The organism is Vibrio sp. 1288 (assembly GCF_033344475.1).
In genome coordinates, this window is the sequence record NZ_JAWPOX010000063.1 from 1 (window position 1) to 11,794 (window position 11,794).

The window sequence follows — 11,794 nt, forward strand, 5'->3', positions numbered from 1 at the left end:
GAAGTTACTGAAGAACTTAATGAAAACAGGATGTTAAGTCTTCAGCAACAATTAAAGGGAACATAGCCTTATTTTTTGTGTTTATGGCACAATAATTTAGGTTTAGTGGCTTGCGTTGTTCACCCCTTAACGCGGCGTTAGTACGGGTTTGGCATTAAAGGTCATAAGTTTTGGTGTTTATTTGTTTTGGCGCTCGTATTTACACCTTTCAGTTAGTGCCTTTCACGTTCTTTCCGGTGGCACTATATCCGGAGTGTTCGCTTTGATTTCACCGTTTACGGCTTCTAACTTTTAGCTTATTTCTTTGGCGCTTCTTCATTTTCGTGGTGGCTTTTGAGAAAACCTTGATTACTTTTGGTATGGCTGTTGAAGTACGAGGAAAGAATCCTTTTCTAATTTGAAGCCAGTGAAAGTAGGGCATTTCAGTGCGTTTTTCTTCTAGCCAACTTTCGTCTTTCAACTGAAATTGAGTTTTGTAGCTGCCCGTCTCACTTCAGTGTTCAAAGCCTTTCATATCATGCCACTTTTCAATATCTTGGAGCGCATAAATAGAAGTAGCGCATGTACTAACAAATTGCTTAAGAGTGATTCGTAACGCGTGGCATTTTTACTATGCGGTGGCTTATGTGATTAAGGCGCTGTGCGGTAGCTTTTGTGTTGCGTTACTCACACCTTAGCAAGGCGTTATGCGCTCGCAGAAATGGAGATAATCAATCATGGAAGATTTAGCTAATTCGTTAAGAAGTTCTGGCCTAAAAGTCAAAATTAAAAAAGGAAAAATTGCAGTTCGGCTTGACGGGCTTTCAAATCCGGTTTCGATAATAAAAGATATACCTGCTGATGAGTATAAAGTGAAAACTAATGATTCGATTCTATCGATAATTGCCTGTCTTTTGCTATTTATTGGTCTGTCAGGTATTTATGAGTTTAGTGGTAATGCTTTGATAAATATTGCACTTATCTCCGTTTCTATATTGTCTTTTGTTACAGTGTTACTTACAGATTTTAAGCTGACTAAATTACGCGCTACTGTAGTTGCGTTCAATCGTGGAGAACGCGCATAACAAATTGTTCAAGAGTGATTCGGCACGCGTGGCATTTTTACTATGCGTTGGTTTTAGTGGTTAGGTGGCATGCGGGGGCTTTGGTATTGCGTGCCTCACACCTTAACAAGGCGTTATGTAGATTGATTACGTTATCGGTAAATAATCTATCACTTTTGAAGCTACTCATATTTAAATAAAAGGAATTGTCATGTGCATACCTAATCCTATTTTACCTATCCGAAAAAGTGCTTGTGATGTTCTATTGAATGATTTTGTACATCCAGACCTAAAGTCACCAATATGGTGTGCAGCCACATTTAGTATAGTCAAAAGTCAAATAGATAAAGAGCGTGAAATTTGCAATTCAAATTGTCTTCCTATTGCTATGGCTACATACGGTTTAATGATAAATAGCAATTGTAACTCTGATTGTAAGTACCGCGTTGTAGTTGGAGAGGTTATACAATTGAACCAACAGCCTTCTTTAAACAGTGAAGTATTAAAAGGACTACACGGTCTGTCTGGTTCGAATGGTTTTGATCGTGTCCCCTGGCACTCTTGGGTTGAGGTTAGTCAAGACAATTTCAAAACAGTAAGTATTATTGATTTGGTATATGGGTTCACTCGAGAATTACCTAATAGCGATAATTTTGATGAAGCGGTGGCAAAAGTTAACAATAAAAAACACATAAGAATGCTTACTCAAGGCAATGATGTTACTGCTTTTTATAAGCGACTCCATCTGACAAGTAATTGGGCTTCGGAAATGCACGACATTCATATGGTTCTCGCCAGAAAATATATCCAACCATATTAATGAGGAACAACTCTGAGCTAAAAGTTTTTAAAATCTACATAACAAACAATTTAAGAGTGATTCAGCACGCTTGGCATTTTTGGTTTGAGTTGAGTACAGTGGTTACGGTGGTCAAATTGAGTGTCGTGGTCGCGTGCTTCACACCTTAATTGGGCGTTATGTGCCTAAAGTTATCATCAAATATTAATAGGTTGCTTATATGGATTCGTTCCAAGAGATTTTGGGGAAGGATGTAGCTAGTTGTTACATTCCGTTAGTCGAGAGTGTGCTAAATAATAGAAATCACACAATATATCAATTCATGTCACATTCAGACTTCAAAGCACTACAAGAAAGTGATGTGGATGAAGCAAATGCCCAATATATTAAAGAGATTATATTTCGGTCACATTTTGCATCAATGTCTTCAATCGCGAAAAACCTTGAATGGCTTAAAGGCATGAAGTTCGCATATGAAAATGGCTTATATTTGCCTTTCTCATCATCAATGCGCTCCCTTATTGAATCTACAGCAGATAGTTTTGATGCCTTGTTACACGTAGGCATTACGTTGGCAGAGCACAACACAGTTTTGAATAAAAAGTTGAAAAAGGGTGGAGGAGACTTTGTAACACTAACTGAGCTTGAAGATGTTTTGATTCATTACTCTCACGCGAGGAGAATTGAAAAAGGTGAAAAAGCTCCTACAACTCACAAAGCAAAGCAACCATATGAGTACATTAAAAGTCTCGATAGCAAAACTGGGCAAAAGTTTTATGAGTTATATAGTGAATTATGCCAACTAACTCACCCAGCAGCACAAGGTGTTCTGCATATGATGCCTGCTATCAGTGACAGCGAGTTCTTCTTTGATGAACGATGCGGCAAAGAGAAAATAGAACTACTGCTAAAAAGAAACAAAGCTCTAATTCCAGATCTAATTTCCTTCGCATTTAACCCCGGACTACTGACGTTAAAGGTACTAAATTATTTAGATTTAAGTTCTTGTCATTCTGAGTATTTGAAGATAGTGAACTTTGATGCCATACCAGCTTGGCTTCACTGTAAAAAGCATCTTAACGCATAAACGGCACATAACAAACTGTTCAAGAGTGATTCGCAACGCGTGGCATTTTTACTATGCGTTGGTTTTTGTGTTTAAGGTGGTATGCAGCGGCTTTTGTATTGCGTTGCTCACACCTTAACAGGGCGTTAGGTTTTCGGAGTAATATGAAGCAAGTAATATTTATCTTGTGTACTTTGATGTCAGGAGTAGTAATGTCTGAGGGTTTGTTTTTAAGCTCATATAATAAAGTGTCTGATCGTTATGCAATTCTCGATGAGTTTGACCAATCTGGAGTGCTTTACTTAACTAAGCCAGAGACTCAAAAGCCAGAACGAGACGCTGTCGCATACATTCAGTATGCTCCTGTATCCGAGGACGCTTGGAAACAGAAAATGAGGGCAGGAGAACCGCCGCAATTACATGAAGGTCTAGCTTCTGAAGTTGCAGTTATAGCAAAAACAGCAGAGCAAGATTTTAGCTTCTTATGGTCGGCAGATGGTAACTCAGTAGCCTTACTTTATAAAAATGCTCCCGTAGCTTTCGTTAGTCAAAATGAAAAGTATGGCTTTAGTAAAGCGGTAGTATCAGACTCACCAATTGTTTCTATGTGGGATACAGATAAGTTTAACGAACTATTTGAGTAAAAACCTAACAAACTGCTCAAGAGGGATTCGCAACGCGTGGCATTTTTACTATGCGTTGAATTTAGTGATTAAGGTGGTTTGCGGTAGCATTGGTATTGCGTTGCTCACCCCTTAGCAGGGCGTTAGCTTACTCTCTAAAAATCAGAATCTTATAGCTAATGTTTAGTGCCGAACTAAATCGAAATATCGTACTCAGGCAATGTTTTATCTTGTACTCGTTTTGTTCCTAACTAAGCTGTTCGGTTATCGGTTATCGGTTATCGGTTATCGGTTATCGGTTATCGGTTATCGGTTTGATATCAAGGTGGTGCAAATTCAAGCATCGCCTCGTTAGGTGTAAATGACAAAGTCCTCGTGTGAAATCAAGCAATTCAAATGTCAGCTTTTGTGTGTGAAGTTCCGTGAGTCTCCACGCTCGGCGGTTTTAGTTTAGTTCAAGGTAATTCAAAGCTCAAACCTGTAAATTCGGCTCAGTGGTATGCCTCAAGTTCATACTTCATGGCGTAGTAGGATCAGTTTTTGGTATACAATGGTTTGCATTAAATAAGCTAACAAAGCGTTCAAGAGGGACAGTCAACGCGTGGCGACTTTGGTTTAAATCTTGGTATTTGTGTTTACGGTGGTAAATTGAAGTTTGGTGGTAGCGCGTTGCTGCCCCTTAACGCGGCGTTATGGCGCGAATGATTTTTGCATTGAGGAATATATGGGAAGAAAACCTAGATGGACTAGTAGCCAAGGAGTAAAAGGTGTAAAAAAGTATACGCTTTCTTCTTGGAAGTACTTTTCTGATTTTATCAATCAAGAAATGTTGGACTATGCCGGGTATGTATACCGAGGCCATGGTTGTAGTAAATGGAAACTGGAACCAACTATCGATCGTTTGATTCTGGATCCAGAATCAGTTAAGCGTACTACTCATCTCAATAATTTTAAGTTTGCCACAAGAGGGCGAAGAGGGCCATTCCCTAGCTCCATACAAACTGAAAATGACTGGTGGGCTTTAGGTCAACATCATGGCTTAGCAACTCCTTTATTAGATTGGACGGAATCACCTTTTGTTGCATTGTACTTTGCAGCAGTAGGTGCAAAAAAAGAAAACTCGAAGATGATGTCTGTATTTGCTCTATCACTTGCAGCTGTAGATGAAAGAAATACGGCAGTTATAGATACAGAGAGCGTTGAATTGGTTAATGGTAAAAAACCAACGGTTAAGGTTGTTCGCCCGCTGAGCGATGAAAATGCTCGTCTAGTAAGTCAGAGAGGGTTGTTCACGAGAGGGCCAAACAATATCGATATCGAGTCATGGATGAAGCGTTTTGCCACTAGTCAATCTGAGTATTATATGGAACTCATTCGAGTTGATATTCCCACATCGACAATAGATGCTTGTCTTCAATACTTAAATCGTATGAATATAAATCATGCGACATTATTTCCTGACTTAAGTGGTGCTTCGGAGTATTGCAATACTCATTTGAATATTTTGAACTATTAGCGCCATAACAAACTGTTCAAGAGGGATTCGCAACGCGTGGCATTTTCACTATGCGTTGGTTTTAGTGTTTAAGGTGGTATGCGGTAGCTTCGGTATTGCGTTGCTCACCCCTTAACAGGGCGTTATGCGACAAGGCTAAATTTTTATGTTTCTCTAAATTTAATCTCTTTGGCCATTCGTTTTTTGGTTTCGGCAAATCAGCATTCTCGGCTCAAATTCTTGAATCATTCAAACCGTAAAACATGTCAAAGTTCGTGGTGTTGCCTCATTCAAAATCGTATTTGGTCGAGGGAAGTTTCTCGGGTGCAAAGTGTGGAAAGGGCAAGTTTACGGAAAACTGGTGCTTGCTGAAATTTCGGCTCGTTGAGTTTCGTGTAAGTAAAAAAGCCAAGTCTTTGCTTTAAAGCCTCGTTCCGAGCTTGTGGCTGCCTTTCTACGAAATGTTGAATCCGCTGGTTCTTGAATCACAAAAAGTTATCTGCGCGTTTGTAGTTTTTCGTGTTTAAGGTAATGTTTTCGTTAGCCAATTTAGCATTGTCGAAAAATCGCATAACAAACAATTTAAGCAGATTCGCAACGCGTGGCAGTTTTGGTTTGCGGTGAGTTTTGTGTTTACGGCGCAATGCGGTGACCTTTGTAGTGCATTGCTCACTACTTAATTGGGCGTTAGAATTTTAGTCGAGTTATATGAAAACATTAATAATCGGTGTCCTAGAGTACGTTTCAGTCTTTCTGCTTGCGGTAGAGGCTATAAAACTTGAAAATTTATCCTGGGTTAAGGATAAATCTATAAAAATCGGGTCAATCTTAAACCCTCAAATAACTTTTGTGGACGAGAAAGACTACGTTGCACCAACTACGTTTTTGGGCAAGTATAGTATTAAGTTGTTTGCAGTTGCACTTTATATTGTAGGTGTGGGTGTTTCTGCCTGGGGACTGTCATTATTTGGTTTGCAAATGTCGGGACTGCTCCCTGATTCTGCGTTGACTTGGATCCTTTCGGGTTTGTATGTTTTATTCATATGTCCAGTCATTGGCTTCGCCGTGTATAATTCGATTGTTGTACTTTTCTCAATCGTTGTAAAAGCTTTGTCGTGGGTTGAGCGCTCAACTCAATCGGGAGCTGTTGGCATACTAGGTTTTGCTCTTTTCTCTATTCAGTTCTTTATGCAATAAAATTCTAACAAACAATTTAAGAGGGATTCACAACGCTTGGCATTTTTGCTTCTACTTCAAATTTAGTGGTTACGGTACAATGCGTTAGCTTGGGTAGTAGCGTTGTTCACCCCTTAATTGGGCGTTATACGCTTTATGGAAAATGATACAAAAAGGACGTTATGAAGTTATCTGAGTTACAAAGTCATATAAAAGAATTCGATTATGCGCCGGAGCAATCTGGACACTATTTTTTAAAATTAATCGAAGAAGTTGGCGAATTATCGGAATCTATTCGCAAAGGTAAAAGTGGGCAACCAACTCTAGATGAACTTAAAGGTTCAATCGCAGAAGAGTTATATGACGTCTTGTATTATGTTTGTGCTTTAGCCAATATTCACGGTGTAAACCTTGAGAAAACGCATGAACTAAAAGAAGTTTTGAACAAGGTTAAGTACAACCGCTAGAACGCGTATAACAAATTGTTCAAGAGGGATTCAGCACGCGTGGCATTTTTACTATGCGTTAGTTTTAGTGATTAAGGTGGTATGCGGTAGCATCGCTGTTGCGTGCCTCACCCCTTAACAAGGCGTTATATGCTTGGGTGAAAAATGATGGAACATAATGAAATACATTGGCACGACTGTGAGTTGCTGTCGATGATTGAAGTACCGTCACAAGATGAATTGATATTAAGAGTTATGTACCCAGTAGATTGGGAAAATGACAAATATGAAGAAACTGATATTGTATTCAGCGGATTTTATTCTCTAAATATCAACGAAATTCCTTTTGAAGGTAATCCAACACTCTTAGGACTAGAGTCTGTGGAAAGAGTAGATAGTGACTTATTCAAGTCGAGTTGGTTCAAGTACAAATTAATTACAAATGCTGGTATTCGTGTGATCGAAGCCAAAAGTGTACACCTTAGAGGACGCATATAACAAAGCGTTTAAGAGCGATTCCGCAACGCGTGCCAGTTTCGCTTCGCTCAAGTTTGTCACGCATTACGTCACGCCTTAACGCGGCGTTAGGGCTCATAGGAAGATTCAGTGTAAATGAATGAAATGATAGAAAAGTTGGGCTTCGTTTTATTAGGAGCTCTCATGACGGGCATTGGTTATCTTATAAAGCGAAAAATTGAATCAAAGCCTGAATTAGAAATTTTAGATAAGCATCAAAAAGTTCTAGATATACATAAAAAAATGAGTGAGCAAGGTTTAGATATCTCAGGCTTAAACCAATTTGCTTCTATGCTCACAGAAAAAAGTAGCGCGGTGCAAAGTCATGTTTTAGATTTAAACACCAAATCGGTTTCTCATATGCAGGCTTGTAGCACTGAGCATATTACTCAAACTGAAATGAACCAAATGGCTTCAGATAGTTACAATCGTTCATTAATTAAAATGAACGAGGTTTACGCTCAATTAGTGAGTAAGCTAGATAGTGACCACACCGAAGCATACGGGTGTGCACAGGCAAAGTGGAACGAGTATATCGAAGCCCATGCGAGATCAGTAGCTGATAAGTACAAAGGGGGATCTATATACCCATTGATATATTACTCGGAACTCGAAACTTTAGTTTTTGAACGAACTGCTCGCTTGCAGAGTGAGTTAGACGAACTAGTATCGCTGGGTAACTGAGCCCTAACAAACTGTTTAAGAGTGATTCGCAACGCGTGGCATTTTCATCATGCGTTGGTTTAAGTGATTAAGGTGGTATGCGGCGGCATTGGTATTGCGTTGCTCACACCTTAACAGGGCGTTAGGTGCTTGAAGGAAAAGGTAAGTATGGAAATTGCTTTTCAGCAGATAAACATTGATGATTTAGAATTGTGCGTTGCTGCGAGAAAAGATGCATACTTTTGTAGTTTTGGACATTACGATGGTTTCGACGATTTCATCAGTGGTTATCGTGAACGAGTATTAGACCGGTTAGCAACATCAGGATGGTTCTATATCCATATATTTGTGGATGGTCAGTTTGCAGGGCAGTTAGAGTTTCGTAGCTTTTCACCCGAGCCGGAGACTGGCTATGTGCATCTCATTTACTTAAAGCCGAATTTTCGTGGTTCAGGACTCGCTGCAAAATTGCAGGATTATATTGTAAGCACGTTGAGTACAGCGGGTTGTTTGCGTGCTGTACTTTCAGTAAGCCGGACTAACCATCGAGCTCTCACATTCTATAAGCGCCATGGTTGGGAGTTCGTGCGCAAGAATCCCAAGCACGAAGAAACAGACTTTTACCAACTTTGGCTACGCACCTAACAAACTGTTCAAGAGGGATTCGCAACGCGTGGTATTTTTACTATGCGTTGATTTTAGTGATTAAGGTGGAATGCAGCGGCTTCGGTATTGCGTTGCTCACCCCTTAACAGGGCGTTATGTTCTTGGAGGACGTGGTGGAGTATCAAAGAGATAGGGTAACTTTTAGCGTTTTCCATAAACTTGTTGTAAAACTATATAAGGCTCTCATATTCAAACTTTCAAACAAAAAAGAGAAGCTAGAGTGGCAGTTAATATTGATAGCCGATTGTTTACGAATCATCGGGCTATGCAGGTTGGCTTATTGGATGGCTTCTAAAGTGCAAACTTCAACGTCTAGCGTTAAGAACAAGTTCTGGTCAACCCATACTTCAGGTATAGCTCTGCAATATGCAGGTGACATGATTGGCGCTGAAAAAGAATTCCTAAAAAGCCAGGATTTTGCTTGTGAGCTCTCTTTGAGTTTTAGTTTACAGCATTTGGGTAAATTGAACGTTGAGCTTGGCAACTATGAACTGGCTGAGCAACAGTTCATAGAAGCGTTGGCAATTCGAGATAAATTGAAGCGGACTGACTTGGTAGAGTCGACTAACCGGGCAGTTCGAGGACTACAAAAGCTACGAACATAACAAACTGTTTAAGAGTGATTCAGCACGCGTAGCATTTTTGATATGCGTTGACTTTAGTGTTGAAGTGCCATGCAGCAGCTTGGTCATTGCGTGCTTCACACCTTAACAGAGCGTTAGTTCCCCAGAGGAAGCAATCAATCCGTAGGGAATTTTTGTTTCTGGTGTAGTACACGCATAACTCGGATGATATCGCCCTCAACCCAGTAAGATACAATCATCGAAATCTCAGGAATAATGAGCAATCGTCCGCGGATGCCATCTCGTTGTACACCCATTAAAGGTTGTTCAAGCAAGTTTTCTACTTTTGCTTCAATGAGGTTGTCAGTTTTTTCTGCCGCATCAGGGTTGAAGTCATAGAGAAACTCGAAGATCTTTTCACGATCATTAAGTGACTCTTCTTCCCATAAAATCATTGCTTACCTCGATTACGGATTCTGGCTTTGCGCTCTTCCATTCGAGACTTAGCCGTTTGGTGCTCAACGAAAACAGATTTTCCTGAGTCAAACTTCTCAAATGCTAGGTTTACTTGTTCAGTTAGCCATGCATCGTGAGATAATGTTTTTCTTTGTTGTTCAGCGAGTTGCTCAGTAAGTTCACGGCAAGCATCACTTAGAGTTCGACCTTGGCTCTCAGCCATTTGTTGAGCTAAGCGTTTTGTTTCTTCATCAACACGAAATTGAATTCTAGTGTCCATGATGTATTCCTTTGTTGGTGTGTGTACAAATGTTAGCACTAGGCTTTGAGATGGGCAACTAACAAACAATTTAAGAGTGATTCGGCACGCGTGGCATTTTACTATGCGTTGGTTTTAGTGATTAAGGTGGTATGCGGGAGCATCGTATTGCGTGCCTCACACCTTAATTGGGCGTTAGTTGCCAAGAGGATAAACGTAACCAAATCACAAGGTTTAAGGTTAGAAATGCTAAAGTTTGGAAGTGAATTTCTAGGCTGAAAATGGTTAATCTCGGTTTGGTAATGTCATTTTTTAGCTTCAGTTTTTGGGCAAATGAAAGCTCACTTTTTCTTTGTTTTTGAAGCAGTTTGTACAATTAAAACGACATTACTTGTTGAAAATTCGCTCTTTGAGTTTGTCGCTTCAAAAGCTGAATTGCTTGCTGAAATGACGTTTTCTTTGGTTTGGTGAGTTCATGTGGTTTCAGTGACTTTGTTGAACCTACGCATTGCGAGATTATCGGTACAAAAGCGTTTTTTGGTGTTGTTAGTCCGTTTTCTTCGGCGTTGAATGTTCTACGTGGTTTCATTGAGTAGTCGCTTTGAAACTGCGCCTGACTATAATGCATCAAAGCACATAATTTTTGATGTTCGCAAAGTTAAAACTGTCATAAAATCAGCGTTTTGGTTTGGCAACTAACAAACGCTTCAAGACGGATTCGCAACGCGTGGCATTTTCATCATGCGTTAAGTTTAGTGATTTAGGCGGTTTGCAGAAATATCGTATTGCGTTGCTCACCACTTAAGCGGGCGTTAGTACGGGTTTGGCACCAAAGGTCATAAGTTTGGGTGTTTATTTGTTTTAGTGCTTACCTTTACACCTTTCAGTTGGTTCCTTTCACGTTCTTTCCGGTGGCACTATATGCGGAGCGTTCGCTTTGATTTCACCGTTTACGATTTCTAACTCTTAACCTATTTCTTTGGTGCTTCTTCATTTTCGAGGTGGTTTTTGAGAGAACCTTGATTACTTTTGGTGTGGCTGTTGAAGTACGAGGATAGAATCCTGTTCTAATTTTAAGCCAGTGAAAGTAGGGCAGCTCAGTGCATTTTTCTTCTAGCCAACTCTCGTCTCTTAACCGAGTTTAAGTTTTGTAGTTGCCCGTCTCACTTCAGTGTTCAAAGCCTTTCATATTATGCCACTTTTCAATATCTTGGAGCCCATAAATAGAAGTAGCGCATGTACTAACAAATTGCTTAAGAGTGATTCGTAACGCGTGGCATTTTCAATTTGCGGTGGCTTATGTGATTAAGGTGCTGTGCGGTAGCTTTTGTATTGCGTTCCTCACACCTTAGCAAGGCGTTAGGCGACATGAGATAAACGATAGAGTAGTGATAGTATCTTGGCGTGAATCTAGCTTCAGTTAATAGAAAAGGAGTGGATTAATGAATGGTAAAGCATTTGATAATTGGCAAAAATCTCGAAAGAAAGGATTTTTAAATTGGCTTTTCAGAACAACTTTCGTCACAGCCATTTTGTACATGACTTTTAATGTTATTTTCCTTTATCCATCTTCTGATGCTGCAAGCATTACGATTTTCTTATCGGATAATGCTCTTAATTACTCCATTTACACGATCGGGATGTTTTTCGCATTTTGGGCTATTTGGCTATACAACGAATCTTCGTATGAGAAAGAAGTTAAACGTAGAAATGTCGCCTAACAAACTGTTCAAGAGGGATTCGCAACGCGTGGCATTTTTACTGTGCGTTGGTTTTTGTGTTTAAGGTGGTATGCGGCGGCTTTGGTATTGCGTTGCTCACCCCTTAACAGGGCGTTATGTGCTTTAGAGGAAAATAGACATGGAAGTAGTAGAAGCTAGCCCTGACTTGGCTCCAATGTTAGCTAGTTATGCGAAAGAATGCTTCAACTCGGGTATCCCAAAGTATGGCTATGTTCCCTTTAACTGTTGTTATACTTAAAGTAGGCAACGATTGGAGGGAACTCCTATGCTTCAGTCACAGT

14 protein-coding genes and 1 pseudogene are annotated in these 11,794 nt (G+C 39.9%); 13 read left to right on the forward strand and 2 right to left on the reverse strand.

The features are described from left to right. Window positions 1-716 precede the first annotated feature (716 nt). The 11 genes from R8O11_RS24080 to R8O11_RS24130 all read left to right on the forward strand — a co-directional run bounded on the left by R8O11_RS24080 (window position 717) and on the right by R8O11_RS24130 (window position 9,098). Window positions 717-1,064, forward strand: a complete 348-nt coding sequence (locus tag R8O11_RS24080; protein WP_318194520.1) for a hypothetical protein — start codon at window positions 717-719, stop codon at window positions 1,062-1,064. A gap of 190 nt (window positions 1,065-1,254) precedes the next feature. Further along, entirely contained in the window at window positions 1,255-1,863 is a 609-nt protein-coding gene (locus tag R8O11_RS24085) for a hypothetical protein (protein ID WP_281188781.1), read from the forward strand. A 199-nt stretch (window positions 1,864-2,062) separates the two neighbouring features. Beyond that, window positions 2,063-2,929, forward strand: a complete 867-nt coding sequence (locus tag R8O11_RS24090; RefSeq protein WP_023623896.1) for a hypothetical protein — start codon at window positions 2,063-2,065, stop codon at window positions 2,927-2,929. Window positions 2,930-3,120: 191 nt separating this feature from the next. Further along, the gene (locus R8O11_RS24095; protein ID WP_269334471.1) at window positions 3,121-3,552 is read left to right on the forward strand and encodes a hypothetical protein; all 432 of its coding nucleotides are present in this window, start codon (window positions 3,121-3,123) and stop codon (window positions 3,550-3,552) included. Between the two features lie 703 nt (window positions 3,553-4,255). Then, complete coding sequence (locus R8O11_RS24100) at window positions 4,256-5,047, forward strand: FRG domain-containing protein (protein ID WP_318194521.1); 792 nt, start codon at window positions 4,256-4,258, stop codon at window positions 5,045-5,047. 687 nt (window positions 5,048-5,734) lie between these two features. After that, on the forward strand, window positions 5,735-6,223 hold the full coding sequence (locus tag R8O11_RS24105) for a hypothetical protein (RefSeq protein ID WP_318194522.1): 489 nt from the start codon (window positions 5,735-5,737) through the stop codon (window positions 6,221-6,223). Between the two features lie 161 nt (window positions 6,224-6,384). After that, entirely contained in the window at window positions 6,385-6,669 is a 285-nt protein-coding gene (locus R8O11_RS24110; protein ID WP_025794344.1) for a MazG nucleotide pyrophosphohydrolase domain-containing protein, read from the forward strand. Between the two features lie 144 nt (window positions 6,670-6,813). Further along, window positions 6,814-7,146: a hypothetical protein gene (locus tag R8O11_RS24115; protein WP_318194523.1), complete on the forward strand. Its 333-nt coding sequence runs from the start codon at window positions 6,814-6,816 to the stop codon at window positions 7,144-7,146. 162 nt (window positions 7,147-7,308) lie between these two features. Then, entirely contained in the window at window positions 7,309-7,848 is a 540-nt protein-coding gene (locus tag R8O11_RS24120) for a lysozyme inhibitor LprI family protein (RefSeq protein ID WP_318194524.1), read from the forward strand. A 147-nt stretch (window positions 7,849-7,995) separates the two neighbouring features. Then, a complete protein-coding gene (locus R8O11_RS24125) occupies window positions 7,996-8,472 on the forward strand; it encodes a GNAT family N-acetyltransferase (RefSeq protein WP_318194525.1) in 477 nt (158 codons plus the stop codon). Window positions 8,473-8,588: 116 nt separating this feature from the next. Continuing rightward, window positions 8,589-9,098 (forward strand): hypothetical protein, encoded by a 510-nt coding sequence (locus R8O11_RS24130; protein WP_025769041.1) that lies wholly within the window; start codon window positions 8,589-8,591, stop codon window positions 9,096-9,098. A 134-nt stretch (window positions 9,099-9,232) separates the two neighbouring features. Here the strand turns inward: R8O11_RS24130 and R8O11_RS24135 are convergent, their stop codons facing one another. Together R8O11_RS24135 and R8O11_RS24140 are read right to left on the reverse strand one after the other, a co-directional pair. After that, window positions 9,233-9,511, reverse strand: coding sequence for a type II toxin-antitoxin system mRNA interferase toxin, RelE/StbE family (locus R8O11_RS24135; protein WP_005398411.1), 279 nt, complete (start codon window positions 9,509-9,511; stop codon window positions 9,233-9,235). Beyond that, entirely contained in the window at window positions 9,508-9,792 is a 285-nt protein-coding gene (locus R8O11_RS24140) for a type II toxin-antitoxin system RelB/DinJ family antitoxin (RefSeq protein ID WP_005398409.1), read from the reverse strand. Before R8O11_RS24140 ends, R8O11_RS24135 begins: the two co-directional genes overlap by 4 nt. A gap of 1,421 nt (window positions 9,793-11,213) precedes the next feature. Here R8O11_RS24140 and R8O11_RS24145 point away from each other — a divergent pair. Together R8O11_RS24145 and R8O11_RS24155 are read left to right on the forward strand one after the other, a co-directional pair. After that, entirely contained in the window at window positions 11,214-11,492 is a 279-nt protein-coding gene (locus tag R8O11_RS24145; RefSeq protein ID WP_005448134.1) for a hypothetical protein, read from the forward strand. Window positions 11,493-11,631: 139 nt separating this feature from the next. After that, window positions 11,632-11,727 (forward strand): annotated as a pseudogene (locus R8O11_RS24155) (GNAT family N-acetyltransferase); the annotation flags it as partial. Window positions 11,728-11,794: the final 67 nt, after the last annotated feature.

What these genes read in the sequence shown, in the direction of transcription:
- R8O11_RS24080 (WP_318194520.1), top strand. Translation starts at nt 717, where the DNA reads ATGGAAGATTTAGCTAATTCGTTAAGAAGTTCTGGCCTAAAAGTCAAA.
- R8O11_RS24085 (WP_281188781.1), top strand. Translation starts at nt 1,255, where the DNA reads ATGTGCATACCTAATCCTATTTTACCTATCCGAAAAAGTGCTTGTGAT.
- R8O11_RS24090 (WP_023623896.1), top strand. Translation starts at nt 2,063, where the DNA reads ATGGATTCGTTCCAAGAGATTTTGGGGAAGGATGTAGCTAGTTGTTAC.
- R8O11_RS24095 (WP_269334471.1), top strand. Translation starts at nt 3,121, where the DNA reads ATGTCTGAGGGTTTGTTTTTAAGCTCATATAATAAAGTGTCTGATCGT.
- R8O11_RS24100 (WP_318194521.1), top strand. Translation starts at nt 4,256, where the DNA reads ATGGGAAGAAAACCTAGATGGACTAGTAGCCAAGGAGTAAAAGGTGTA.
- R8O11_RS24105 (WP_318194522.1), top strand. Translation starts at nt 5,735, where the DNA reads ATGAAAACATTAATAATCGGTGTCCTAGAGTACGTTTCAGTCTTTCTG.
- R8O11_RS24110 (WP_025794344.1), top strand. Translation starts at nt 6,385, where the DNA reads ATGAAGTTATCTGAGTTACAAAGTCATATAAAAGAATTCGATTATGCG.
- R8O11_RS24115 (WP_318194523.1), top strand. Translation starts at nt 6,814, where the DNA reads ATGATGGAACATAATGAAATACATTGGCACGACTGTGAGTTGCTGTCG.
- R8O11_RS24120 (WP_318194524.1), top strand. Translation starts at nt 7,309, where the DNA reads ATGACGGGCATTGGTTATCTTATAAAGCGAAAAATTGAATCAAAGCCT.
- R8O11_RS24125 (WP_318194525.1), top strand. Translation starts at nt 7,996, where the DNA reads ATGGAAATTGCTTTTCAGCAGATAAACATTGATGATTTAGAATTGTGC.
- R8O11_RS24130 (WP_025769041.1), top strand. Translation starts at nt 8,589, where the DNA reads ATGTTCTTGGAGGACGTGGTGGAGTATCAAAGAGATAGGGTAACTTTT.
- R8O11_RS24135 (WP_005398411.1), bottom strand. Translation starts at nt 9,511, where the DNA reads ATGATTTTATGGGAAGAAGAGTCACTTAATGATCGTGAAAAGATCTTC.
- R8O11_RS24140 (WP_005398409.1), bottom strand. Translation starts at nt 9,792, where the DNA reads ATGGACACTAGAATTCAATTTCGTGTTGATGAAGAAACAAAACGCTTA.
- R8O11_RS24145 (WP_005448134.1), top strand. Translation starts at nt 11,214, where the DNA reads ATGAATGGTAAAGCATTTGATAATTGGCAAAAATCTCGAAAGAAAGGA.